The organism is Cellulomonas sp. P5_C6 (genome assembly GCF_054049635.1).
In genome coordinates, this window is record NZ_JBFULZ010000050.1 from 1 (window position 1) to 23,348 (window position 23,348).

The window sequence follows — 23,348 nt, forward strand, 5'->3', positions numbered from 1 at the left end:
GTGACGCGCTGCTCTCACCGACCGTGACGCGGCGGCTGCTGGCCACGGTCGCCCGGGCGACGCGGGAGGTGCCGAGCTCGTCGGCGCTCGCGGACCTCACGCCGCGAGAGCGCGAGGTGCTGGTGCTCGTCGCCGAGGGGTTGTCGAACGACGAGATCGGCGCGCGCCTGTTCCTCAGTCCGCTGACCGTCAAGACGCACGTGCTGCGGGCCGCGACGAAGCTGGGCGCGCGGGACCGGGCGCAGATGGTGGTGCTCGCCTACGAGTCGGGGCTGGTGCGGCCCGGGTGGGCCGGCTGACTCCGATCGGAGCGACCAGGACGGTCCGGGTGGACGACGACCCGGACGGGGTCGCGGGGCGACGGTGGTGGTGCGGTCGACGGTCGGCCGCCACGCATCGTCGGAGGTCGTCATGCTCACCACGCTCCTGTCCCACCCGGTCGGCTACGGCTGGGGGTGGGGATGGGGACCCGGTCCCTGGTTCCTGCTGGTCCCGCTGTTCTGGTTCGGCGTGATCGCCCTGTTCTTCACGTTCGGCGCCCGCCGGCGGCGCCGCTACTGGGAGGGCGAGGGCCCGCGCGGGACCAGCGGCGCGCGCAGCGTGCTCGCCGAGCGCTACGCCCGCGGGGAGATCGACGAGACCGAGTACCGCGCCCGGCTCGAGGTGCTGCTCGCCGCGGACGCGCCACGCGGCTGACGCCTGCCCAGCCCTGGTCGGGTCGGTGCGTCCCGACCAGGGCGGTCAGGCCTCGCTCGGTGCGTCCTGCGGCTCCGGCGCGGCGGGTGCGCCGGGCAGGTCGCGCATCCGGAGCAGCGGAGAGAGGACCACGGGCAGCGCCGCGAACGCCATGATCCCGACGGAGACCCAGAGCGTCGGAAGCACCCCGAGGTGGGTGCCGAGCCAGCCGCCGAGCAGCCCGCCGATGGGCATCGTGCCCCACACGATGAACCGCACCGACGCGTTCATCCGACCGAGCAGAGGCGGCGGGCAGACGCGCTGCCGGAAGCTCACCTGCCCCACGTTGTAGACGATCACGGCGAAGCCGAACACCGCGCCGCCGGCGATGAGGAGCACCGTCGCGGGCACCGTGCCGGACGCAGCGAGCGGTGTCAGAGCGGCGGCGGGAGCCATCAGCAGCGCGGACAGCGGGATGATCCGGCCCTCGCCGATCCACTGCGCGAGCCGGCCCGCGACGACGGCGCCGAGCAGCGCGCCGATCGACCCGGCCGACAGGATGGCGCCGTACGCCGCCGTGCCGAGCCCGAGGGTCCGCAGCACGAAGATCACCGTGACGGCGCCACCGATCGCGCCGGCGAAGTTGCCCAGCCCGGTGCACGCGACGATCCGGCGCAGGTAGGGCTCGTGCACGACGAACTGCAGTCCCTCGGCGATCTCGACCTTCAACGGTCGTCTCGTGTCCGGGTGCGGCGTCTGCTCCTGGTGGCGGATGCGGCCGACCGAGAAGGCCGACACGAGGTAGGTGACCACCGTGACGGCGATGAGGGCGGGCGCGGTGATCACGCGGAGCAGCACGCCACCGATGGCCGGAGCCACGACCTGGGCGACGGACGCGGTCGCCTGGAGCTTGGAGTTGCCCTCGACCAGGTGGTCGATCCCGACGAGCCCGGGGATGTAGCTCTGGTGCGACACGTCGAAGAAGACGGTGGCGACGCTGATGACCAGCGCGGCGCCGACCAGCAGGGGGATCGACGCGTGGCCGGTCAGGGCGGTCACGACGACCACCGTGAGGACCGCGGCGCGGACCAGGTCGGCGACGATGAGCACCCGGCGCTTGCGCATCCGGTCCACCCACGCGCCGGCCGGCAGGCCGATGACCAGGAACGCCGCGTACTCGGCGGCGTTGAGGACGCCCATCTGCCACTCGGTGGCGGCGAGCGTCTGGACCGCGAAGATGGGCAGGGCGAGAGCGGTCAGCTGGGCGCCCAGCTGGCCGAAGGCGTCGCCGGTCCACAGCCGCCGGAAGTCCGGGTGGTGGATCAGCGATCGGGTGGGTGTCTCGGTGCTCACGGCGACCAGCATCGACAAGTGATTGGGAAAAGTCAATCACTGTGCTTGGATCGACCCATGACGGAGAACGCTCGTGCCGAGAGCAGCGCGAAGAGCACGGCCCACAGCACCGCCGAGGTCGACGCCGACGCGCGAGCCCTCGCGAGCACGCTGCGCCTGCGGATCCTGCGGCTCTGTCTCGACGAGCCGCTGACCAACCGGGAGATCGCCGACCGGCTGGACCGCAACCCCGCGACCGTGCTGCACCACGTCCGCACCCTGGTGGACCGCGGCTTCCTGGCGGCCGAGCCCGTCCGGCGCGGTGCGCGCGGGTCCCGCGAGGTGCCGTACCGGGCGACCGGGAAGTCGTGGCGCACACCGGGGGCCCCGGGGATGAGCCGGATCCTCATCAACACGTTCCTCGAGGAGGTCGCGCTCGTCGACCCCGCCGAGGTGCTCGCCACCCGCCTCGGGCTCCGCCTGGACCAGAGCGGCCTCGAGGAGCTCCTTGCCCGGCTGGACGCGGTCTTCCAGGACTTCGCCGCCCGCCCCCCGCACCCCGACGGCACGCCCTACTCCCTGTTCTGGGCCCTGCACGAGGACGTCACCCGCCGCGCGACCGCATGAGGAACGCCGGGCTCCCGCCCCTCCGCGGTCGCCCGGCGCTCCTCATCCCCTGCGCGGTGCTACTGGTGTGACGCTACGGAGCGCGTCGGTTCGACACATCCAMCTCGAGTAGCACAACCGGTCCGGCGCGTCCGTCAGTACCGGATCGCATCGATCACCTTGACCCGCACCGCGAACGTCGCCGGGATGAGGCCGGCCAGGGCGCCGACGGCCACCGCCGCGGCCATCCCCACCAGCGCGGCGCTGATCGGGAACGGCGGCATGTCCTGGATGCCGCCGCCGAACACCCGGTCGACCGGGATGTTCTTGATGATGGCCACGGCGAGCACGACGCCGACCAGCCCCGCGACGACCGTCGCCACCACGGACTCGAGCAGCACGCCGAAGAACACCCGGCCGGACGTCGCCCCGAACGACCGCCGGATGCCGATCTCCCGGATCCGGTAGCGGACGGTCACCAGCGCGATGTTGACCAGCCCGAGCCCGCCGAGCAGCAGCGCGAAGCCGCCGACGCCGATGCCCACCCACTTCGTCGCCCGGTCGAGCCCGCCGCTGTCGTAGTTGTTGTCGTTCACCTCGACGTGCCAGCCGGGGGCGACGGCCTGCATGTCCCGCTTGATCTGGTCGCCGAGCGCCGCCGACTGGTCCGTGGGCACCCAGAGGTACATCGTCGGCACCTGCGTGGGCGCCATCGGGTTCGGCAGGGCCGGTCCCGAGGTGCCCGCCTGCGTGCCCGAGCCGTCCGGCCCGATCCACCGGTGGAACTGGTCGTAGAGCACGAACGCCGTCGGGTCGACCCCGGGCCACTCGTCGCGGACCACGCCGACGACCGACGCGGTCACCGGTGCCCGGTCGCCCAGCTGGACGGTCGGGTGCGACGCGAGGTCGCCCAGTCCCTGCGCGGCGAGGAACGCTTGGTTGACGACGAGCGTCGGGGCCATGGCCTCCTCGTCGGCGTCGGCGAACCAGCGGCCCTGCTCGGGCACGATCCGGTCGATGGTGCCCAGGTCGGCGTCGACCGCCCGCAGCTGGACGGGGCGGGTGCCGTCCGGGAAGCGGATCATCGCCTGCGTCCACTCGTCGTGGCTGGCGTAGGTGATGTCGTAGCGGTCGAGCACCCGCGCGAACTCGTCGTCCCAGGTCGCCGGGGTCGCCGCGGCGCCGTCCTGCGGCCAGGCGTTGATGTTGAGGGTGACCACGCGGCCCGACTGCCGCTCGTTCTGCTCCTTGAACGATTGGTTGAGCATGGACACCAGCGCGGTGACCCCGGTGATCGCGGTGACCGCGCAGGCCACGCCGATGAGCGCCAGCAGCACCCGGAGCTTGTGGATGCGCAGCTCGCCCCAGGCCTCGACGATCGCTCCGACGACCCCGGTCATGCGGGCACCCCCGACTCGTCCGCGTCGGGCAGCCGGCGCTCGGTGTGCGACGACCGGTCGGCGACCAGCGTCGGCACGTCGCCGACCCAGTCGGATGTCGTGTCGAGCCGGATGGGCACCAGGACCCCCTCGGTGAGCCGGTACTGGCGCTCGGCGCGCGCGGCCACCGCCAGGTCGTGGGTGATGGTCACCAGCGCGGCGCCGGTCTGCGACGCGATCTCGTCGAGCAGCGACATGACCTCCCCGCCCGTCTCGACGTCGAGGGCACCGGTGGGCTCGTCGGCGAGGATGACGCGCGGACCGCGCACCAGCGCCCGGGCGATGGCGACGCGCTGCTGCTCGCCGCCCGAGAGCTTGTCGGGCATGGTGTCCACCCGGTCGCCCAGGCCGACCCGCTCGAGCATCTGCGCCGCGAGTCGCTTGCGGGACCAGAACTGCCGTCCCCGCGCGTAGAGCAGGGGGGCGGCGACGTTCTCGAGGGCCGTGCGGCCGGGCAGCAGGTTGAACTGCTGGAACACGAACCCGAAGTCCCGGCCCCGCCGCCGGGTGCGCGCACCGTTGGACAGCTTGCCGATGGGCACGCCCTCCAGCAGGTACTGCCCGGTGGTGGGCGCGTCGAGCAGGCCGAGGATGTTGAGCAGCGTCGACTTGCCCGTGCCGGACCGGCCGACGATCGCGACGTGCTCGCCGGCGTCGACCGCGAGGGTCACGCCCTGGAGGATGTGCAGCAGCCGTTCGTCGGGCAGCCGGACCGACCGCGTGACGTCGGTGAGCTCGAGGAGGCTCATCCGCCGCACACCGCGGGGTCGTACGTGAGGTTGCAGTCGACGGGCGCGCCGGCGCCGCCGGGCACCGGGATGAACTGCAGGATCGTGTCGCCGGCCGCCAGACCCTCGGTGATCTGCACGTTCGCGCCGTCCGTCAGGCCCAGCCCGACGGGCCGCTTCTCGTCGGTGCCGTCGGCGGCGACCACCCAGACGTTGCCCTTCTGGACCGTGCCCTGCACCGCGGTGATGGGCACGACGACCGCGTCGGAGACCGTGCCGTTGGTGATCTCGACGGTCGCGCCGAGCCCGGGGAACGCGGTCACGCCCGCGGGGATCGCGCAGGTCACCGTCCCCGACGACGCCGGCGTGGAGCCGTCGCCGGTCGGGTCGCTGCCGGTGGCCGCCGCCGCGCCGACCCGCAGGCCCGTGCAGTCGAACGGGGCCGGTCCGCCGTTGAGCGTGACGCTGGCCTGGGTGGGCGCCCCGACCAGCCGGTACTGCTGGTCGGGCGTGAGGGTCCCGGTGACCGAGAGCGTGCCGGGCGCCACCTTGCCCACCTCGTCGCCGACCGAGACGACCTGGTCCTTGAGGGTCGGCATCGACAGCGTGCCGGCGACGGGAGCCTTGACGGTCTCGACGACGACCTTGGGCCGGCGCTCGGTGGTCGTCTGCTCGCCGGTCTCCGGGTTCGTGGTCACGATCGGGTCCTGCGGGGTCTCCTGCCGGATCTCGAGGATCGGCGTCCCGACGGCCACGGCCGCTCCGTCCGCCACCAGCAGCTTCGACACGGTCCCGGCCAGCGTGGCCCGGACGACGACCGCCGGGTCGGCCACGACCGACGCCTGCACGGTGACGGCGTTGGTCACGGTTCCCGTGGCCACCTCGACGGTCGGCTGGATGATCGCGCCCGTCGGCTTGAGCGAGTTGTCCGTCGTGGTGACGTCGGCGCCGGCGAACGCGATCTTCACCAGGGCGGCCGCGATGATCGCCCAGAGGATCAGGCGGATGGTCGGGAAGATGATCCTGCGGGTGACCCCCACGGTCGGGCTCCTCGGTCTCGGCGTCGGGACGGCGTCCGGAACGTATCGACACCGCCCTGGCCTGCGGATCCACCGCAAGGATGACGTGGCCGGCGGGTCGACCCGTTACCGTGCGGCAGACACTACTGCGCGATGTGCACTAGCGGTCAAGCACCGGCGCGCGTGTCTCCGACGATGACAGCGTCCGGCGCGCGACGCCGCGCCGGACCCGTCGCCCGATCAGCCCGCTGCTGCCGCGGCCGTCGCCACCAGGAACGCAGGCGCCCGGAGCCCGGCGTCCGCGAACGCGTCCGCGACCGCGTGCGCCACGTGGTCCACCTCGCTGGCGTCGACCAGCGCGATCGCCGACCCGCCGAACCCGCCGCCGGTCATCCGCGCCCCGACGGCACCGGCGGCGCGCGCGGTGTCGACCACGAGGTCGAGCTCGCGGCTGGACACCTCGTAGTCGTCGCGCAGGGAGGCGTGGGACTGGTTCATGAGCGTCCCGACCAGCCCGACCTCGCCGGCGTCGAGCAGCGCGACGAACCAGGTCACGCGGTCGATCTCGTTCACCACGTGCCGGACGCGGCGCACCTGCACCTCGTCGTCGAGTTTGTCCAGCGCCCACTCCAGCCCGCGGGGGTCGTCGGAGATCTCGCGCAGGGTGCCGACGCCGAGGCGCGCCGCCGCGGCCTCGCACGACGCGCGGCGCTCGGCGTACTGGCCGTCGACCAGCGCGTGCTCGGCGCGGGTGTCGACGACGAGCAGGGCCAGCCCGTGCGCGGCCAGGTCGAACGGCACGTGCCGGACCGACCCGTCGAGGCAGTCGAGCAGCAGCGCGTTCCCCTCGCGGGCACGCAGCGCGGCCGCCTGGTCCATGCCGCCGGTCGGGGCGCCCGCGATCTCGTTCTCGGCGCGGACGCAGAGCGCGGCCAGGGTGGCGCGGCCCTCGTCGGAACCCGCCAGGCCCAGCCCGAACACCGCGTCGAGCCCGACCGCCACCGACGCCTCGAGGGCCGCCGACGACGACAGGCCGGCGCCGTACGGCACGCAGGAGTCGACCGCGACGTCGAAGCCGGTCACCGGGTGCCCGGCCTGGCGCAGCGCCCAGGCGACGCCCACGACGTAGCCGGCCCAGCCGTCGACGGTGCCGGGCGCGACGTCCGCCAGGTCGATCGTCCGCAGGCCGGTCGGCTCCTGCGCCGAGACCAGCCGGACGACGTCGTCGTCGCGACGCCGCAGTGCCGCGTAGGTGCGGTGGGGGAGCGCGATGGGCAGGCAGAGGCCGCCGTTGTAGTCGGTGTGCTCGCCGATGAGGTTGACGCGACCGGGCGCGGACCACGAGCCGTCGGGCTCGACCTCGAAGCGTGCGGTGAAGAGCCCGACGGCGCGCTCCGCGCCGTCGGACGGGGTCCAGGCCTCGAGCCACTCGGGGGTCATGCCAGCTCCTGCAGTCGGGTCGCGATGCGCTCGGGGGTGGTGTCGCTGATCCAGGCGCCCATGCCGGACTCGACGCCGGCCAGGTACTTGAGCTTGCCCGGCGCGCGCAGCACCGAGAAGAGCTGCAGGTGCAGGCGGGAGTCCTCGCGGCCGTCGCGGACGGGCGCCTGGTGCCAGCCGGAGATGTACGGCAGCGGGATGGCCTCGCCGTCGGGGCCGACGAAGAAACGGTCGAGCCGTTGCAGCAGCGTCAGGTACGTCGTCGCGAGGTCCTCGCGCTCGGCGTCGGTGAGCGCCGGCAGGTCGGGGACGTCGCGGCGCGGGGCCAGGTGCACCTCGACGGGCCAGCGCGCCGCGAACGGCACGTAGGCCACCCAGTGCTCCGACTCCAGCACGATCCGCTCGCCGTGCGCGAGCTCGGCGTCGAGCACGTCGCGGCCCAGCAGGCGGCCGGTCCGCTCCCGGTGCGCGCGCGCCTGCGCCAGCATCGAGGTCGTCCTGGGCGTGAGGTACGGGAACGCGTAGATCTGGCCGTGCGGGTGGTGCAGCGTGACGCCGATCTCCTTGCCCCGGTTCTCGAACACGAACACCTGCTCGATGCCGGGCAGCGCGTGCAGCGCCTCGGTCCGCTGCGCCCACGCCTCGACGATGGTCCGCATGCGCGTCGGGGAGACCGTGCTGAGCGACGCCGTCGAGTCGGCCGAGAAGCAGATGACCTCGCACCGGCCGGCGGCGGGCCGCACCGTCCACAGCGGCTCGTCGTCGCGCTGCACCGGCGCGTCGGGGACGCCCGGGACGGCCAGCAGCGACGGGAAGCGGTTCTCGAACACCACGACGTCGTAGTCCTGCGCCGGGATCTCGCCGTCCTGGTACGCGGCGCCGGGCTTGGCGGGGGCCAGCGGGTTGGCGTCGGCGGGCGGCAGGAACGTGCGGTTCATGCGGTGCGCGGCCATGGGGATCCACTCGCCCGTGAGCGGGTCGCGGCGCAGCTCCGGGCCGGTCACGGGCTGCGGCACGCCGTCGGCGTCGAGCACGGGCGCGAACCGGTCGACCAGCGGGCGTGCGTCGTGCAGCTCGCGGGTGGCCGCGCCGGACACGTAGGGCTCGGAGTCGTCGAAGTAGAGCAGCTCCCGCCCGTCGGCGAGCGTGGTCGTGGTCAGTCGGACGGTCACAGGGTGGCTCCAGTGGTGTCGACCAGGACCAGGGTGGTCGCGGTCAGGTGTCGTCGGGCGTCGGCGGGCAGACCGTCGTCGGTCAGCAGGACGTCGATGTCCTCGAGGGGGGCGATGCGGGCCAGGCCGACGACCCCCCACTTGGTGTGGTCGGCGAGCACGGTGGTCGCCGCGGCGCAGGCCATGAGCGCGCGGTCGGTCGCCGCCTCGGCCAGGTTCGGGGTGGTCGGGCCGTGCGCGTCGAGCCCGTGCACGCCGAGGTAGGCGCGGTCCACGCGCAGGCTCATGAGCGTCGCGTCGGCGACAGGGCCGACCAGCGCGTCGGACGGCGTCCGTACCCCGCCGGTGAGGATCACCTCGATGCCCGGCGCACCGTCCAGCGCCTCGGCGATCCGCAGGCCGTTGGTGACGACCGTGAGGCTCCCGATGCCGGCGCCGGCCAGCAGCTCGGCCAGCAGGTACGTCGTCGTGCCCGCCGACAGCGCGATCGCCTGTCCGGGCTCGATCGTGGCCAGCGCGGCGCGGGCGATCGCCGCCTTCTCGGGCCCCGCCCACGAGCGCTTGGCCTCGAAGCCGGGCTCGTCGGTGGGCCGGCCGGGCGCGTCCGGCGCGACAGCGCCGCCGTGCACCCGCCGCACGAGTCCCGCGCGGGCCAGCTCCGCGATGTCGCGGCGGACCGTCATGTCCGAGACGTCGAGGCTCTCGACGAGGTCCGACACGCGTGCGGCGCCGTCGGCACGCACCACGGCCAGGATCCGGTCCTGGCGTTGGGAGGCGAGCACCCGAACAGCCTCGCACGAAACCAAACAAACTTCAACACCGGGGCCTCGGGTTGCACACCTCGGCATGCATCCTCCATGGTCGGACGTGGGTCGTCGGCGACCCGCGAAGGAGATGACATGTCCCGCGTCCGCGTGCACAACTTCTCGGTCTCCCTCGACGGCTTCGGCACCGGCGAGGGTCAGCAGCTCGATGCCCCGTTCGGTCACGCCGGCTCACGGCTGATGGAGTGGGCCTTCGAGACGCGCACGTTCCGCGAGATGGGCATCCACGGGGAGACCGAGGGATCCCACGGCGTCGACGAGGCGTTCGCCAGCGCGTGGGGTCCCGGGATCGGCGTCGAGATCATGGGGCGCAACAAGTTCGGCCCGCAGCGCGGTCCCTGGCAGGACGAGGAGTGGAAGGGCTGGTGGGGCGACGACCCCGTCTTCCACACGCCGGTCGTCGTCCTGACGCACCATCCCCGGCCCGTGCTCGAGATGGAGGGCGGGACGACCTTCCACTTCGTCGACGCCGACCCCGTGGCCGCGCTCGAGCAGGCGCGCGCCCTGGCCGGCGACCTCGACGTCCGGATCGGTGGCGGCGTCAGCACGGTCCGGCAGTTCCTCGAGGCCGACCTGATCGACCACCTGCACGTCGTCCTGGTGCCGATCGTCCTGGGCCGCGGCGAGCGGCTCTGGGACGGGCTCGAAGGGCTGGAGCAGCGCTTCGACATCGAGGCGACCCCGTCACCGTCCGGGGTCGTCCATCTCGTCCTCACCCGGCGCGCGGCCCGCTAAGGGGTCAGCGGCCCGCCGGGGTCAGGCCCAGGGAGCGGCCCGCGAGGCCGCGCCGGCGGGACACGAGCGAGCGGGCGACCTCGCGCAGCGCCACGGCCGCGGGGGAGTCCGGGTCGGACAGGACCACGGGCGTGCCGTCGTCGCCGGCCTCGCGCAGGCGCACGTCGAGCGGGACCTGCCCGAGCAGCGGCACGTCGGAGCCGGTCAGGCGCGTGAGGTTCTCGGCGACCCGGGTCCCTCCGCCGGACCCGAACAGCTCCAGCCGGGACCCGTCGGGCTGCTCGAGCCAGGACATGTTCTCCACGACGCCGACCACGTGCTGCCGGGTCTGCACCGCGACGGACCCGGCGCGCTCGGCCACCTCGGCCGCGGCCACCTGTGGCGTGGTCACCACGACGATCTCGGACGACGGCAGCAGCTGCGCCACCGAGATCGCGATGTCCCCGGTGCCGGGCGGCAGGTCGAGCAGCAGCACGTCGAGGTCGCCCCAGAACACGTCGGCGAGGAACTGCTGCAGCGCGCGGTGCAGCATCGGCCCCCGCCACACGACCGGCTGCCCGGGCGGCACGAACATGCCGATCGAGACGACCAGCACGCCGAAGGCCTCGGGCGGCAGCAGCATGTCGTCGACGCGCGTCGGCTGGCGCGTGACCCCGAGCATCCGGGGGATCGAGAAGCCGTAGATGTCGGCGTCGACGATGCCGACCTTCAGCCCGTCGGCCGCCATCGCGACGGCGAGGTTGGCGGTGACCGACGACTTGCCGACGCCCCCCTTGCCCGACGCGATCGCGAACACCTTGGTCAGCGACTGCGGCTGCGCGAACGGGATCACGGGCTCGGCCGACGTCCCACGCAGCAGGGTCCTGAGCGCCGCGCGCTGGTCGGCCGACATGACGCCGAACACCACGGACACGTCGTCGATCCCCTCGACGGTCGCCGCGGCGGCGCTCACGTCGCGCGTCAGCGTGTCCTTCAGCGGGCAGCCGGGGGTGGTCAGGTCGATGCCGACGGTGGCGTGCGCGCCGACGACCTCGACCGACCGGACCATCCCGAGCTCGGTGATCGGGCGCTTGATCTCGGGGTCCAGCACGTGCGAGAGCGCCTCGCGGACGGCGTCGGACAACGGGTCGGTGGGCTCCGGCATGCGGCCCATCGTAGGTGTCGTGCGCAGGGTCAACCGCGCGCGGCCTTGTCGGCCGCCCCGCGCGGCTGGCGCTTCTTGTCCCCGCGGTCGGACTTCTTTTCCGGGCGCTCCCGGTCGCGGTCGTCGTCGTCCCCCTCGCGGTCCGTGACGAGGTCCTCGAGCATGTTGCGCAGCTCGGAGCGGACGAAGTCGCGGGTGGCCACCTCGGACAGTGCGATGCGCAGCGCCGCCATCTCGCGGGCCAGGAACTCGGTGTCGGCCAGGTTCCGCTCGGACCGCTGGCGGTCCTGCTCGGCCTGCACGCGGTCGCGGTCCGTCTGCCGGTTCTGCGCGAGCAGGATCAGCGGCGCGGCGTAGGAGGCCTGCAGCGAGAGCACCAGCGTCAGCGCCGTGAACCCGTTGGCCGCCTGGTCGAACCGGATGCTGTCCGGGGCGTAGACGTTCCAGGCGATCCAGACGATGCAGAAGACCGTCAGGTAGATGATGAMCCGCGGGGTCCCCAGGAACCGCGCGATGCTCTCCGAGATCTTGCCCGAGGCGTCCTCGTCGATCTGCGGCCGCCGGATGAACCGGCGGCGGGACTCCAGCGGCGTGTCGAGGCGGTCAGCCACGGCTCACCCCCGGGCGGGGTGCGCCGCCGAGCAGGCTCGCGTCCGAGAGGTTGCCCTCGTCGTCGGTCTCGCGCCAGTCCTCGGGCAGCAGGTGGTCGAGCACGTCGTCCACCGAGACCACGCCGAGCAGCCGCTTCTCGGCGTCGACCACGGGCAGCGCCAGCAGGTTGTAGGTGGCCAGGTTGCGGGTCACCGACAGCAGCGGGGCGTCGACGGGGATCGACTCGATGTCCGTGTCGAYGATCGAGCCGATGGCCTCGTGCGGGGGCTCGCGCAGCAGCCGCTGCAGGTGCACGACGCCGATGAACCGGCCGGTCGGCGTCTCCAGCGGCGGGCGTGCCACGAACACCATCGACGCCAGCGCGGGCGTGAGGTCCTGGCGGCGGACGTGCGCGAGCGCCGCGGCGATCGGGGTCTCGGGGCCGAGGATCACGGGCTCGGTGGTCATCAGACCGCCGGCGGTGTTGTCCTCGTACGCGAGCAGCCGCCGGACGTCCTTCGCCTCGTCGGGTTCCATGAGCTCGAGCAGCTCGGCCTGCTGGTCGTCGGGGAGCTCGCCCAGCAGGTCGGCCGCGTCGTCGGGCTGCATGGCCTCGAGGACGTCGGCGGCGCGCGTGCGGGCCAGCCCCTGCAGGATGCCGACCTGGTCGTCCTCGGGCAGCTCCTCGAGCACGTCGGCCAGGCGCTCGTTGTCCAGCGCGCTGGCCACCTCGAGCCGACGGGTGAGCCCGAGGTCGTGCAGGACGTCGGCGAGGTCGGCCGGCTTGAGGTCCTCGTACTGGGCGAGCATCAGCTCCGCGCCCTGGGCCGCGGTCGCCTGACCGAGGCCGGTGACCTCGTCGACGGACACCAGCAGCGTCTCGCCGCGGCGACGCAGGATGCCCCGGCCGCCGACGGGCACCCGGCGGGCGAAGACCTTGGAGATGACCCAGTCGCCGTTGCGCTGGAGCTCGATGGCGACGTCCTCGATGACGGCCGAGCCGGAGCCGTCGACGAACTCGACGGTGCGGTCCAGCAGCTCGCCCACGGCCAGGGTCTCGAAGGCGCGCTGCTCGAAGCGGCGCATGTTCACCAGGCCGGTCGAGATGACCTGCCCGGAGTCGATCGAGGTCACGCGCGTGAGCGGCAGGAACACGCGCCGTCGCGCCGCCACCTCGACGACGAGGCCCACGGCTCGGGGCGCGCCCTTGGGGCGCACCAGCACGACGACGTCGCGGACTCGTCCCACCTGGTCACCGAGGGGGTCGAACACGTTGGTCCCGGCAAGGCGCGCGACGAACACCCTGGTCCCGACGCTGCTCACGTCGGCCAGCCTAGACCGGCCTCCGGCCGTGGGCCGTCGCCCCGCCGGTTGTTCGGCCACGCGTCACCCGGGCGTCGCCAGGCTCTGGCGATCCTTGCGGCCCTGGGAGAGGATCGCCGCATGTCGTTCTCCGGCAACGCACGCCCCCCGCGCACCCCCACCCCACCCCAGGGTGAGACCGTCGCGGCCTACGCCACGTACCTCGAGGCGCAGAAGGCCGTCGACCACCTGGCCGACAAGGCGTTCGCCGTCCAGCTGGTGACGATCGTGGGCACGGACCTGCGGATGGTCGAGCGCGTCACCGGGCGGCTGTCGTACCCCCGGGCCGCGCTGGGCGGGTTCCTGTCCGGCGCCTGGTTCGGCCTGTTCGTCGGCCTGCTGCTCAGCCTGTTCTCGTCCCCGGGGTCGCAGAGCCCGCTCGTCCCGGCGATCTTCATCGGCGGCGCGTTCGGCCTGCTGTTCTCGGTGATCACGTACTCGTTCTCGCGCGGGCGGCGGGACTTCACGTCGACCAGCCAGATCGTCGCGTCGTCCTACGCCGTGCTGTGCCGGTCCGAGCAGGCGCACAAGGCGCGCGAGCTGCTGCGCGAGATCGGCGGCGTGCAGTCCGGCTGGCCCGCGCGGCCGCCCGCGCCGCTCACCACCACCAGTCCGTCGGATCCGTCGGGTGCGTACCCGCCGGGTGCGGCGTCGCAGCCGTGGGGCTCGCCGACCGTGCCTCCGGTCGGGCCGCCCGGACCACCTGCTCCGCCGAGCGGACCGCCTGCCGACCAGCCCGGGCCGTCCGCGCCGCCGAGCGGGCCGCCGACCGCGCTCTGAGCCGTTCGGCGCGGCGCTCGCGGCGCGTCGGTCCGGGCTCGACCTGCGGCGCGTCGGGGAACGCGCTGCGGACCTCGCGGATCGTCGCCCCCCTCGCGTACAGCAGTGCGAGCCCGAGGTTCATGCCGTCCATGTCTGCCTCCTGTGTCGGTMGTGTCACTCCTCGCAGGAGTGACGCCGACGGGCAGACCAGATCGACAACTCAGCGGTCGAGCAGCCCCGCCATCCACGCCTCGATGGCGTCGACCTCGCGGGGCAGCGCCGCCGACAGGTTCTCGTTGCCGCCGACGGTGACCAGGACGTCGTCCTCGATGCGCACGCCGATGCCGCGGTACTCCTCCGGCACCAGCAGGTCGTCCGACTTGAAGTAGAGGCCCGGCTCGATGGTGAACACCATGCCCGGCTCCAGCACGCCGTCGAGGTAGAGCTCGGCCCGCGCGACCGCGCAGTCGTGGACGTCGAGGCCCAGGTGGTGGCTGGTCCCGTGCACCATCCAGCGCCGGTGGTGCTGGTTCTCGGGCAGCAGCGCCTCCTCGGCGCTGACGGGGAGCAGGCCCCACTCGGCCAGCCGCTCGGCGATGACCGTCATGGCGGCGTCGTGCACGTCGCGGAAGCGGGCGCCGGGGACGGCGGCGGCGAAGCCCGCGTCGGCCGCGTCGAGCACCGCCTGGTAGACCCGGCGCTGCACCTCCGTGAAGGTGCCGTCCACGGGCAGCGTGCGCGTGACGTCGGCGGTGTAGAGCGAGTCGACCTCGACCCCGGCGTCGACCAGCACCAGCTCGCCCGCCCGCACCTGGCCGTCGTTGTCGATCCAGTGCAGCGTGGTCGCGTGCTCGCCGGCGGCCGCGATGGTCTCGTAGCCGACCGCGTTGCCCTCCTGGCGGGCGTGCCCGACGAAGGTGCCCTCGATGACGCGCTCGCCGCGCGGGTGCGCGATCGCGTCGGGCAGCGCGCGGACGATCTTCTCGAAGCCGTCGATCGTCGTGTCGACGGCGAGGCGCATCTGCTCGATCTCGTACGCGTCCTTGACCAGCCGCAGCTCGGACAGTGCCTCGGCCAGCCGCTCGTCGCGCTCGTGGGCCGCCTCGGTCGCGCGGATCTCCTCGACCAGGGCGTCGATGCTCTCGTCCACGTCGGTGACGAGGCGCACCTGGACGCCGTCCTCGCCGACGTCCTTGGCCACGCCGTCGCGCAGGCCGTCGATGTGCGTCGTCGTGATCCCGGTCAGGGTCTCGAGGTCCTCGAGGGTCGGGCGCGCGCCCACCCAGAACTCGCCGTACTGGGCGTCGGAGAAGAACTCGACGGTGTCCCGGCCGGCCTGCGGGCGGATGTAGAGCACCGCGCGGTGACCGCTGCCGTCGTCGCCGGTGCCGTCCTCGACCGGGTGCAGCACCAGCACGGCGTCGGGCTCGTGCTCGGCGCCCAGGCCCGTGAGGTGCGCGAACGCGGAGTGCGGGCGGAACCGGTAGTCGGTGTCGTTGGAGCGGACCTTGAACGTGCCGGCCGGGACGACCAGCCGGTCGCCGGGGAACTGGGCCGAGAGCGCCGAGCGGCGGGCGGCGGTGTGGTCGGCGGCGGGGCCGCGCTCGAGGGTCGAGGACGGGCGCTCGCCCCAGCCGGACGTGATCCACCGGACGAACTCCGGCGAGCCCGGCCGCTGGGACCGGTTGCTGCCGCGGTCGGCGAGCGGCTGGGCGGGTGCGGTCTCGGGCGTCACGTCACTCATGGCGTCATCCTCCCATCCGTCCCGGCTACCGTGAGGCCGTGCGCATCGACCTCCACACCCACTCGACGGCGTCGGACGGGACCGAGGCGCCCGCGCAGGTGGTGGCTGCGGCGGCCGCCGCCGGCCTCGACGTCGTCGCGCTGACGGACCACGACACGACGGCCGGCTGGGCCGAGGCGGAGGCCGCGGCGACCGAGCACGGCATCGCGCTGGTCCGGGGGACCGAGGTCTCCGCCCGCGCGGCCGGCATCAGCATCCACCTGCTGTCCTACCTGCAGGACCCGTCGCACCCGGCGCTCACCGTCGAGCTCGACCGCACGCGCGACGCCCGCCTCAACCGCGCCCGGCAGATCGTCGAGCTCCTGGCGCGGGACGTGCCGATCACGTGGGAGGACGTGCTCGCCCAGTCCAGCGACGCCGTGGTCGTCGGCCGCCCGCACATCGCCGACGCCCTCGTCGCGCGCGGCGTCGTGCCCGACCGGGACGCGGCGTTCGCGTACCTGCTGGCCTCCGACGGGCCGTACCACGTGCCCCACTACGCGCCCGACGGTCCCGACGCGGTCCGGGCGATCCGGGCCGCCGGCGGGGTCCCCGTCTTCGCCCACCCGGGGGCCGACGCCCGCGGGCACATCGTGCCGGACCGGGTCTTCGACCGCCTGGCCGCCGCCGGTCTGGGCGGCCTCGAGGTGGACCACCGCGACCACTCGCCCGCGCAGCGCGCCCGGCTCACGGCCATCGCGGAACGCCTGGGCCTGCTCGTCACGGGCTCCAGCGACTACCACGGGGACGGCAAGGCCAACCGGCTGGGGGAGAATCTCACCGCGCCCGAGGTGCTCGCGGCGATCGAGGAGCAGGGGGCGACGACGGTGGTGCGGCCGTGAGCAACGTGTTCGACGCGTACCTGTTCGCGTCCGTCTTCATCACGCTCTTCGTGATCATGGACCCGCCCGGGGTCGTCCCGATCTTCCTGGGACTCACCGGGGCGATGACCCGCCACCAGCGCAACCGGGCGGCCCGGCAGGCCGTGCTCGTCGCGCTCGGCGTCATCGTCGCGTTCGCCCTGTTCGGGCAGTCGCTGCTCAACTACATGCACATCACGCTCCCGGCGCTGCAGGCGTCGGGCGGCCTCCTGCTGCTGCTCATCGCGATGGAGCTGCTCACCGGCAAGATGGAGGAGCCGCAGCCGTCGGGGAACGGCAAGGTCAACGTCGCGCTGGTCCCGCTGGGCACGCCGCTGCTGGCCGGCCCCGGCGCCATCGTCGCCACCATGGTGTTCGTCCAGCAGTCCGACAAGACGGTCGCCGACTGGGTGGCCATCACGCTCGGCGTCGTCGCCGTGCACGTCGCGCTCTACCTGGCGATGCGGTTCGCCAACGTCATCCACCGCATCCTCGGCGACTCCGGCACCATCCTGGTGACCCGGATCGCCGGGCTCCTGCTCGCCGCCATCGCCGTCCAGCTGGTCGCGGACGCGGTGGAGGCCTTCATCAAGGCGGCGTAGACGACGGACGGGGTGCGGGCTCCGTCGAGCCCGCACCCCGTCCTGACTGTCTGCCGGTCAGCCCTCGGTGGCCGACGGCTGCGCGGTGCCGCCACCCTCGGCGGCCTGGCCGCTGCGCGTGCGACGACGGCTGCGGCTGCGCCGCGTGCCCCCGGTCGACGCACCCTCGGCGCCCTGCTCGGCCGCGGGTGCGGACGACTGCGTGGCGCCCTCGACGTCGGTCCCGCCCTCGCCGCGACCGCGGCCACGGCCCCCGCGACGACGACGGGCGCCGCCCTCGCGGGCCTCGCCGGACTCGTCGGCGGGGCGCTCGGTCTGCGGGCCGGAGCTGCGCGGGGCGGAGCTGTGGGGTGCGGAGCTGTGGGGTGCGGAGCCGGACCGCGAGTCGCCGGAGCGGGAGTCGCCGCGACGCGAGTCGCCGGATCGCGAGCCGCCGCGGATCGCGTCGGAGTGCGAGCCGGACGGGCGCCCGCCGCCGCGCTTCCCGGTCTCGCCCAGGTCCTCGAGCTTCTCCGCGCCCAGGCCCTCGCGGGTCTGCTGCGCCTTGGGCAGGCGCCCCTTGGTGCCCTCGGGGATGTCGAGGTCCTCGTAGACGTGCTTCGAGCTCGAGTACGACTCGATCGGCTCGGGGATGCCCAGGCCGAGCGCCTTGTCGATCAGGCCCCAACGCGGGATGTCGTCCCAGTCCACGAACGTCACGGCCGTGCCCTTGGCGCCCGCGCGGCCGGTGCGGCCCGTGCGGTGCAGGTAGGTCTTCTCGTCCTCGGGGCACTGGTAGTTGATGACGTGCGTGACGGCCTCGACGTCGATGCCGCGGGCGGCGACGTCGGTGGCGACGAGCACGTCGACCTTGCCGTGGCGGAACGCCCGCAGGGCCTGCTCGCGAGCGCCCTGGCCCAGGTCGCCGTGCAGCGCGCCGGCCGCGAAGCCGCGCTCGACCAGGTCGTCGGCCACCTTGGCGGCCGTGCGCTTGGTGCGGGCGAAGACGATGGTCAGGCCGCGGCCCCGGGCCTGCAGGATGCGGGCCAGCATCTCGACCTTGTCCAGGGCGTGCGCGCGGTAGACGACCTGCTTGATGTTCTTGACGGTCTGGCCGTCGTCGTCCGGGTCCGCGGCGCGGATGTGCGTCGGCTGCGTCATGTAGCGGCGCGCCATCGCGACGACGGCGCCCGGCATGGTCGCCGAGAACAGCATGGTGTGGCGGCTCGCCGGCGTGGCCGCGAGGAGGGTCTCGACGTCGGGCAGGAAGCCCAGGTCGAGCATCTCGTCGGCCTCGTCGAGCACGACCGCCTTCACGTGCGACAGGTCGAGGTGCTTCTGCTTGAGCAGGTCGATCATGCGCCCGGGCGTGCCGACGACCACGTCGACGCCGCTGTTCAGCGCGGCGATCTGGGGCTCGTACGCGCGGCCGCCGTAGACCTGCAGCACGCGGACCGACCGACGCGAGGAGGCGGTGGCCAGGTCACCGGCGACCTGCACCGCGAGCTCGCGCGTGGGCACGACGACGAGCGCCTGCGGCTTGCCGGGGTGGGCCATCTGGTCGTAGCCCTCCTCGCCGGGGGCGACCACGCGGTGCAGCAGCGGGACACCGAAGCCGAGGGTCTTGCCGGTACCGGTCTTGGCCTGGCCGATGATGTCGTGGCCGGACAGGGCGACCGGCAGGGTCATCGCCTGGATGGGGAACGGGTGCGTGATGCCGGCGTCGGCCAGCGCCTGGACGATCTCGGGGCGGACGTCGAAGTCCGCGAACGAGGCCTCCACCGCCTGCACGGAGGACCAGGTGTTCTTCAGGGGGCGGGTCATGGGCTCGGCCAGAGCAGAGACCTGCTCCGGCGTCTCGTCGGTGGTGGTCACGAAGACTCTTCACTGCGAAGGGTGGTGGGCCGCGCGCTGCCGGGGCCGACGGGTGTCGGAGCGTCCCGGGCGACAGCGGAGTTCACCACGCGGGTTGGCCGGCAGCCGATCGTGAAAGTCGACTCGCGAGCGTCGTCCGGACGGGTCCGGGGCTGCGCGAGAATAGGTCTGATCGTCGAACAAACTGGGGAACCGAGACGACCGGGCAACCGAATTACGTGCACAGTCTATCCGACCGCTCCGACCAGCCGGTCGACGCCCCGCCGGGGCTACGATCCTCGGATGACGACGACGCACGCACGGACCGGTGCTGAGGCCATCCCGGCGCCGGGCTCCCTCGAGCTCGCCGACGCCGTGGAGCTCCTCGGGCTCGTCGCCCAGCTCGAGCACGTCGCGTTCTCCCGCCTCGCCGCCGACTCCACGCTGGCCCCGACGATCGAGCAGAGCCTCGAGCTCAGCCGGTTCGCGGCCGCCGCCGTCGAGCGCCGCGACCGCGTCCTGGCCCGCATCACCGCGATCGGCGGCGACCCCGTCGCGGCCGTGCGGCAGTACCACGACGTGCTCGACGACTTCGACGCCCGCACGCAGCCGAGCTCCTGGTGGGAGCGGCTGCTGAAGGCCTACGTCGGGTACGGCGTCGCCGACGACTTCTGCCGGCTGGCGGCCGAGGGGCTCGACGAGGGGTCGCGCGCCGTCGTGCTCGAGGTGCTCGACGACGCCTCGCACGCCGAGCTCGCGGTGGCCGAGCTGGACGCCGCGGGGGCGGAGGACGGCGTGCTCACCGCGCGCCTCGCCCTGTGGGGCCGCCGGCTCGTCGGCGAGGCGCTCGGCGTCGTGCAGCGGCTGCTGGTGCAGCGCCCCGCCCTCGTCCGGCTGGTGGCCCTGGGCTCCGCGAACCTGGACGCCGCGCCGCCCAACCCCCCGACCAAGCTCTTCGGTGAGCTCACCGCGCAGCACACCCGGCGGATGAGCCGCCTCGGCCTCACGGCCTGAGCACCTCACGGCCCGAGCACACGAGAGCCCCGCACGGAGATCGTCTCCGTACGGGGCTCTCGTCGCGTCGCGTCGCGTCGGACGTCGCGCCAGAGTCGCGTCAGATGTTGCCGAAGCCGACGCGGCCCTTCGACTCGGAGCCGATCTCGACGTAGCCGATGCCCGCCGTCGGCACGATGAGCCGGCGGCCGCGGACGTCCACGAGCTCCAGGGCCGGGCGGCCGCTCAGGGCGGCTGCCACGGCGGCGGCGACCTCGTCCGGCGTCTGGTCGGACTCCAGGCTGATCTCCCGAGGCAGGTTCTGCACGCCGATGGTGATCTCCACCGTCATCTCCTTCACGTCCTTACTCCACGCTGTGGTTCTCGGGTCGTACCCGTGACTGCGTTCAGCCCGGTGGGCCGTGGCACGTCGTCCGATCCTAGGCGTCCTCGTAGACGAAGTCGGGCCGGATCAGCGCGGACACCCCGCCCCAGGCCAGCTGGGACACCAGCTCGACGGTGCGCTCGGGTCCGACGTCCGACGGCTGGCGCAGCCGGTGCGTCGCCGCGCCCTGCGCCATGGAGATGAGGGAGACCGCGAGCATGCCCGCGTCGTCGAGGGACAGGGCCGTGACCTGCGAGAGGACGACCGTGATCCGGCGGGTCGCCTCGGAGGACGCGTGCTCGACCCGGGCCCGCACGTCGGCGTCGTGCGTGACGTCCGACTCGAAGAGCAGCGCGGACGACTCTCCTGCGCCCTCGACGAACATGATGTAGGCCTTGACGATCGCGGCGATGACGTCGCGACCGTCGCCCCGGCGCACCGGCCCCTGCTCGATGCCGGACACCGCGGTGTCGACGGCCACGAGGAGGTCCGCGCCGTTCTGGTCGACGACGGCGAGGTAGAGGTCGAGCTTGGAGGGGAAGTGGCGGTAGAGGACCGGCTTGCTGACCTCGGCGCGGTCCGCGATGTCGTCCATCGAGACGTGGTGGAAGCCCTCGGAGGAGAACAGCTCCTGGGCGATGCGCAGGACCTGGGCGCGACGCTCGTCGCGAGCCATCCGAGGGCTGCGGGCCCTCGGGGTCGAGTCGTCTGTCCCGTCCGTCATCCCGTGATGGTAGCCACGGGATGTGTCAGGGATGCGACGATGACCGGGTGACGGCTCCGGGTGAACTCCGGACGGGCCAGGGACCGACGCGTGCGCCGGGCCCCCGTCGTCGTCCGCCCCGGTCGCACCGGCACCGATCCCGCGCGGGGCGCAGCCTGCTCCCGGCCCTCGTCGCCGTCTGCCTCGGGCTGGCGCTCGGCGCCGGTGGAGGCTGGTGGGTGGTGGGGTCGCCGCAGGCCGCCGCCATGGTCGAGGGCGTGATCGGGCCGTCGTCGAGCGCCGCCGCCCTGCCCGTCGACGACAACGCGCTGCTCGACCGCGACGGCTCCCAGAGCCGTATGTCGGACGGGCGCCTGCCGGGCATCCTGGACCCGGTCGAGGCGCCGCCCGGGATGCTCCCCTCGGAGCCGGCGCCCAGCGTCTTCGCGCTCCCGCCCGGGCTGACGGCTCAGGACATGGCCGCGGGTCTGCTGTCGGTCGACGTGCCCGAGTCGGGCGCGGGCACCTTCACGGTCGTCGCCGGCTCCGACCCGGGTCCGGGGACCGGCACGGTCCGCACCGTGCGGGTCGAGGTCGAGGACGGCCTGGCGATCGACGGGGTCGCGTTCGCGGCGACCGTGATGGCCACGCTCAACGACCCGCGCGGCTGGGGCGGCGACGGCTCGCTGTCCTTCGCGCGGACCGACGGCGACGCCGAGATCCGCGTGCTCCTGGCCTCGCCCACGACGGTCGACAGCCTCTGCGCGCCGCTGCGTACCGACGGCGAGGTGTCGTGCGGCCGGGCCGGGCACGCGGCGCTGAACCTGCGCCGCTGGGTCGAGGCGACCGACGAGTACGCCTTCGACAAGTCCCTGTACCGGCAGTACCTGGTGAACCACGAGGTCGGGCACCTGCTCGGCCACCCGCACGCGAAGTGCCCCGGCGCAGGTCAGCCGGCCCCCGTGATGCAGCAGCAGTCGTACCGCGTGGCGCCCTGCACCCCGAACGCCTGGCCGTTCCCCTGACGGGCTGAGCGACACCTGCGGGTCGGACGTCGAGGGTGTCGGTGGCTCGTGATGGGATCGTCCGCGTGACCACCTCTGCGCACGCGCTGCGCCTCGTGCGCCCCGCGTTCGCGGACGTCCCGGCGGACGGCCCCGGTGCACCGGTGGAGCTCGACGCCGACCAGGCGGCCGCCGTCGCGGCCACGGACCGCGCGCTGCTGGTGCTGGGTGCCCCCGGGACCGGCAAGACGACCGTGGCGCTCGAGGTCGTGGTCGCGGCCGTCGAGGGCGGCCTGTCCGCGGAGGAGGTGCTGGTCCTGTCGTCGGGCCGGCGCGCGGCGGCCGACCTGCGGGACCGGCTCTCGGCCCGGCTGCGCCGGACGTCCGGCCGCCCGCTGGTGCAGACGGCTCCGGCGGCGGCGTTCTCGATCCTGCGGTCGCGTGCCTCCCTGCTGGGCGAGCCCGCCCCGACGCTCGTGTCCGGCGCCGAGCAGGACCTGCTGATCGGCGACCTGCTGGCGGGCCACGCGGCCGGCGAAGGCGTGCCGCTGGCCTGGCCGCCCGAGGTGCGCCCGGACGTGCTGGGGCTGCGTCCGTTCCGCGACGAGCTGCGTGACCTGCTCATGCGCGCCGCCGAGCGCGGCCTGACGCCCGTGGACCTGGCCGCCCTGGCGCAGTCGCAGGGTCGCCCCGCCTGGGCCGCCGCCGCGCGGCTGTACGAGGAGTACCTCGACGTCGTCCAGCTGCGCACCGGGACGCCCGACCTGGGCGCCCGGCTCGACCCGGCCGTCGTCGTGGACGAGGCGGCGCAGGCCCTCCTGGCGTGGGAGGACGAGGTGCCGGGCGCGCTGCGGCCGCGCTGGAGCCTGGTCGTGGTCGACGACCACCAGGAGAGCACGTCGGCCACCGCGCGGCTGCTGCGGGCCCTCGCCGACGACGGTGCCCGCACGGTCCTGCTCGCCGACGCCGACGCGGCCGTCCAGACGTTCCGCGGTGCGACGCCCTCGCTCGTCGGCCGGGCGGGTGTCGACGGGACCGGGCCGGGAGAGCTCGGGGCTCGGACCGTCGTGCTGCGGACCGCGTGGCGGCACGACCCCGGCCTGCGGGCCGTCGTGGGGCGGATCGCCGAACGGGTCGGCGCGGTCGGCGGCGTGCAGCACCGGCGTGCGACCGCGGCCCGGGCCGGCGGGGGCGACGTGCGCGTCGCGATCCTGCCCAGCACGGCGCAGGAGGCGGCGTTCGTCGCGCACACCTTGCGCAGCGCCCACGTCGAGCAGGGTGTGCCGTGGGGCGAGATGGCCGTCGTGGCCCGGTCGGGCGCGCAGGTCACCGCCCTGCGGCGCGCCCTGGCGGGGG

Annotated in this window: 24 protein-coding genes; 10 read left to right on the plus strand and 14 right to left on the minus strand. The window is 73.8% G+C overall.

What is annotated here, in order from left to right; all coding sequences use genetic code 11:
• Both ACXJKG_RS08010 and ACXJKG_RS08015 read left to right on the plus strand, forming a co-directional pair.
• Positions 1-299, plus strand: a 299-nt coding sequence (locus ACXJKG_RS08010; protein WP_456845227.1) for a response regulator transcription factor, incomplete at its 5' end; no start/stop codon positions are given.
• Positions 300-411: 112 nt separating this feature from the next.
• Positions 412-696: an SHOCT domain-containing protein gene (locus tag ACXJKG_RS08015; protein WP_456845228.1), complete on the plus strand. Its 285-nt coding sequence runs from the start codon at positions 412-414 to the stop codon at positions 694-696.
• Positions 697-741: 45 nt separating this feature from the next.
• Here the strand turns inward: ACXJKG_RS08015 and ACXJKG_RS08020 are convergent, their stop codons facing one another.
• A complete protein-coding gene (locus ACXJKG_RS08020) occupies positions 742-2,028 on the minus strand; it encodes an MFS transporter (RefSeq protein ID WP_456845229.1) in 1,287 nt (428 codons plus the stop codon).
• Positions 2,029-2,085: 57 nt separating this feature from the next.
• On the opposite strand from ACXJKG_RS08020, the gene ACXJKG_RS08025 reads away from it, so the two are divergent.
• On the plus strand, positions 2,086-2,634 hold the full coding sequence (locus ACXJKG_RS08025) for a helix-turn-helix domain-containing protein (protein ID WP_456845230.1): 549 nt from the start codon (positions 2,086-2,088) through the stop codon (positions 2,632-2,634).
• A 134-nt stretch (positions 2,635-2,768) separates the two neighbouring features.
• Here ACXJKG_RS08025 and ACXJKG_RS08030 read toward each other — a convergent pair whose 3' ends face one another.
• The 6 genes from ACXJKG_RS08030 to ACXJKG_RS08055 form a co-directional block, all read right to left on the minus strand.
• Complete coding sequence (locus tag ACXJKG_RS08030) at positions 2,769-4,013, minus strand: ABC transporter permease (protein ID WP_456845231.1); 1,245 nt, start codon at positions 4,011-4,013, stop codon at positions 2,769-2,771.
• Entirely contained in the window at positions 4,010-4,801 is a 792-nt protein-coding gene (locus ACXJKG_RS08035) for an ABC transporter ATP-binding protein (protein WP_456845232.1), read from the minus strand. Before ACXJKG_RS08035 ends, ACXJKG_RS08030 begins: the two co-directional genes overlap by 4 nt.
• The gene (locus ACXJKG_RS08040) at positions 4,798-5,820 is read right to left on the minus strand and encodes an efflux RND transporter periplasmic adaptor subunit (protein ID WP_456845233.1); all 1,023 of its coding nucleotides are present in this window, start codon (positions 5,818-5,820) and stop codon (positions 4,798-4,800) included. The genes ACXJKG_RS08035 and ACXJKG_RS08040 overlap by 4 nt, the downstream gene beginning before the upstream one ends.
• A gap of 219 nt (positions 5,821-6,039) precedes the next feature.
• Positions 6,040-7,239 (minus strand): galactokinase, encoded by a 1,200-nt coding sequence (galK, locus tag ACXJKG_RS08045; protein ID WP_456845234.1) that lies wholly within the window; start codon positions 7,237-7,239, stop codon positions 6,040-6,042.
• Positions 7,236-8,411 (minus strand): galactose-1-phosphate uridylyltransferase, encoded by a 1,176-nt coding sequence (gene galT / locus ACXJKG_RS08050; protein WP_456845235.1) that lies wholly within the window; start codon positions 8,409-8,411, stop codon positions 7,236-7,238. Before galT ends, galK begins: the two co-directional genes overlap by 4 nt.
• Positions 8,408-9,193 (minus strand): DeoR/GlpR family DNA-binding transcription regulator, encoded by a 786-nt coding sequence (locus ACXJKG_RS08055; RefSeq protein WP_456845236.1) that lies wholly within the window; start codon positions 9,191-9,193, stop codon positions 8,408-8,410. The genes galT and ACXJKG_RS08055 overlap by 4 nt, the downstream gene beginning before the upstream one ends.
• A 117-nt stretch (positions 9,194-9,310) precedes the next feature.
• On the opposite strand from ACXJKG_RS08055, the gene ACXJKG_RS08060 reads away from it, so the two are divergent.
• Positions 9,311-9,970 (plus strand): dihydrofolate reductase family protein, encoded by a 660-nt coding sequence (locus ACXJKG_RS08060; protein ID WP_456845237.1) that lies wholly within the window; start codon positions 9,311-9,313, stop codon positions 9,968-9,970.
• Between the two features lie 4 nt (positions 9,971-9,974).
• Here ACXJKG_RS08060 and ACXJKG_RS08065 read toward each other — a convergent pair whose 3' ends face one another.
• From ACXJKG_RS08065 to ACXJKG_RS08075, 3 genes are read right to left on the minus strand one after another with little or no spacing between them, the layout of a single operon-like run.
• Positions 9,975-11,114, minus strand: coding sequence for an Mrp/NBP35 family ATP-binding protein (locus tag ACXJKG_RS08065; protein WP_456845238.1), 1,140 nt, complete (start codon positions 11,112-11,114; stop codon positions 9,975-9,977).
• Between the two features lie 29 nt (positions 11,115-11,143).
• Positions 11,144-11,725 (minus strand): DUF1003 domain-containing protein, encoded by a 582-nt coding sequence (locus tag ACXJKG_RS08070; protein ID WP_456845239.1) that lies wholly within the window; start codon positions 11,723-11,725, stop codon positions 11,144-11,146.
• On the minus strand, positions 11,718-13,028 hold the full coding sequence (locus tag ACXJKG_RS08075; protein ID WP_456845240.1) for a magnesium transporter MgtE N-terminal domain-containing protein: 1,311 nt from the start codon (positions 13,026-13,028) through the stop codon (positions 11,718-11,720). Before ACXJKG_RS08075 ends, ACXJKG_RS08070 begins: the two co-directional genes overlap by 8 nt.
• 120 nt (positions 13,029-13,148) lie before the next feature.
• On the opposite strand from ACXJKG_RS08075, the gene ACXJKG_RS08080 reads away from it, so the two are divergent.
• Positions 13,149-13,847, plus strand: a complete 699-nt coding sequence (locus ACXJKG_RS08080; RefSeq protein WP_456845241.1) for a general stress protein — start codon at positions 13,149-13,151, stop codon at positions 13,845-13,847.
• A 202-nt stretch (positions 13,848-14,049) separates the two neighbouring features.
• Here the strand turns inward: ACXJKG_RS08080 and ACXJKG_RS08085 are convergent, their stop codons facing one another.
• Positions 14,050-15,573, minus strand: coding sequence for an aminopeptidase P family protein (locus ACXJKG_RS08085; protein ID WP_456845242.1), 1,524 nt, complete (start codon positions 15,571-15,573; stop codon positions 14,050-14,052).
• A gap of 38 nt (positions 15,574-15,611) precedes the next feature.
• Here ACXJKG_RS08085 and ACXJKG_RS08090 point away from each other — a divergent pair, with 38 nt between their 5' ends.
• Positions 15,612-16,454 (plus strand): PHP domain-containing protein, encoded by an 843-nt coding sequence (locus ACXJKG_RS08090; protein ID WP_456845243.1) that lies wholly within the window; start codon positions 15,612-15,614, stop codon positions 16,452-16,454.
• Entirely contained in the window at positions 16,451-17,074 is a 624-nt protein-coding gene (locus ACXJKG_RS08095) for a MarC family protein (RefSeq protein WP_456845244.1), read from the plus strand. The genes ACXJKG_RS08090 and ACXJKG_RS08095 overlap by 4 nt, the downstream gene beginning before the upstream one ends.
• A gap of 57 nt (positions 17,075-17,131) precedes the next feature.
• On the opposite strand, the gene ACXJKG_RS08100 is transcribed toward ACXJKG_RS08095, so the two are convergent.
• Complete coding sequence (locus ACXJKG_RS08100) at positions 17,132-18,877, minus strand: DEAD/DEAH box helicase (protein WP_456845249.1); 1,746 nt, start codon at positions 18,875-18,877, stop codon at positions 17,132-17,134.
• Between the two features lie 333 nt (positions 18,878-19,210).
• Here ACXJKG_RS08100 and ACXJKG_RS08105 point away from each other — a divergent pair, with 333 nt between their 5' ends.
• Positions 19,211-19,921 carry a ferritin-like fold-containing protein gene (locus ACXJKG_RS08105; protein WP_456845245.1) on the plus strand — a complete coding sequence of 237 codons (711 nt, stop codon included), beginning with the start codon at positions 19,211-19,213 and terminating at the stop codon, positions 19,919-19,921.
• A 100-nt stretch (positions 19,922-20,021) separates the two neighbouring features.
• Here the strand turns inward: ACXJKG_RS08105 and ACXJKG_RS08110 are convergent, their stop codons facing one another.
• Together ACXJKG_RS08110 and ACXJKG_RS08115 are read right to left on the minus strand one after the other, a co-directional pair.
• On the minus strand, positions 20,022-20,252 hold the full coding sequence (locus tag ACXJKG_RS08110) for a DUF3107 domain-containing protein (RefSeq protein WP_456845250.1): 231 nt from the start codon (positions 20,250-20,252) through the stop codon (positions 20,022-20,024).
• A gap of 88 nt (positions 20,253-20,340) precedes the next feature.
• Positions 20,341-21,009, minus strand: a complete 669-nt coding sequence (locus ACXJKG_RS08115; protein WP_456845246.1) for a TetR/AcrR family transcriptional regulator — start codon at positions 21,007-21,009, stop codon at positions 20,341-20,343.
• Positions 21,010-21,056: 47 nt separating this feature from the next.
• Here ACXJKG_RS08115 and ACXJKG_RS08120 point away from each other — a divergent pair, with 47 nt between their 5' ends.
• A complete protein-coding gene (locus ACXJKG_RS08120) occupies positions 21,057-22,013 on the plus strand; it encodes a DUF3152 domain-containing protein (protein ID WP_456845247.1) in 957 nt (318 codons plus the stop codon).
• A 65-nt stretch (positions 22,014-22,078) separates the two neighbouring features.
• The coding region (locus ACXJKG_RS08125) for a UvrD-helicase domain-containing protein (RefSeq protein ID WP_456845248.1) at positions 22,079-23,348 on the plus strand (1,270 nt) is incomplete at its 3' end.

What these genes read in the sequence shown, in the direction of transcription:
- ACXJKG_RS08105 (WP_456845245.1), top strand. Translation starts at nt 19,211, where the DNA reads ATGACGACGACGCACGCACGGACCGGTGCTGAGGCCATCCCGGCGCCG.
- ACXJKG_RS08060 (WP_456845237.1), top strand. Translation starts at nt 9,311, where the DNA reads ATGTCCCGCGTCCGCGTGCACAACTTCTCGGTCTCCCTCGACGGCTTC.
- galK (WP_456845234.1), bottom strand. Translation starts at nt 7,239, where the DNA reads ATGACCCCCGAGTGGCTCGAGGCCTGGACCCCGTCCGACGGCGCGGAG.
- ACXJKG_RS08110 (WP_456845250.1), bottom strand. Translation starts at nt 20,252, where the DNA reads ATGACGGTGGAGATCACCATCGGCGTGCAGAACCTGCCTCGGGAGATC.
- ACXJKG_RS08035 (WP_456845232.1), bottom strand. Translation starts at nt 4,801, where the DNA reads ATGAGCCTCCTCGAGCTCACCGACGTCACGCGGTCGGTCCGGCTGCCC.
- ACXJKG_RS08025 (WP_456845230.1), top strand. Translation starts at nt 2,086, where the DNA reads ATGACGGAGAACGCTCGTGCCGAGAGCAGCGCGAAGAGCACGGCCCAC.
- ACXJKG_RS08080 (WP_456845241.1), top strand. Translation starts at nt 13,149, where the DNA reads ATGTCGTTCTCCGGCAACGCACGCCCCCCGCGCACCCCCACCCCACCC.
- ACXJKG_RS08115 (WP_456845246.1), bottom strand. Translation starts at nt 21,009, where the DNA reads ATGACGGACGGGACAGACGACTCGACCCCGAGGGCCCGCAGCCCTCGG.
- ACXJKG_RS08085 (WP_456845242.1), bottom strand. Translation starts at nt 15,573, where the DNA reads ATGAGTGACGTGACGCCCGAGACCGCACCCGCCCAGCCGCTCGCCGAC.
- ACXJKG_RS08030 (WP_456845231.1), bottom strand. Translation starts at nt 4,013, where the DNA reads ATGACCGGGGTCGTCGGAGCGATCGTCGAGGCCTGGGGCGAGCTGCGC.
- ACXJKG_RS08100 (WP_456845249.1), bottom strand. Translation starts at nt 18,877, where the DNA reads ATGACCCGCCCCCTGAAGAACACCTGGTCCTCCGTGCAGGCGGTGGAG.
- ACXJKG_RS08015 (WP_456845228.1), top strand. Translation starts at nt 412, where the DNA reads ATGCTCACCACGCTCCTGTCCCACCCGGTCGGCTACGGCTGGGGGTGG.
- ACXJKG_RS08065 (WP_456845238.1), bottom strand. Translation starts at nt 11,114, where the DNA reads ATGCCGGAGCCCACCGACCCGTTGTCCGACGCCGTCCGCGAGGCGCTC.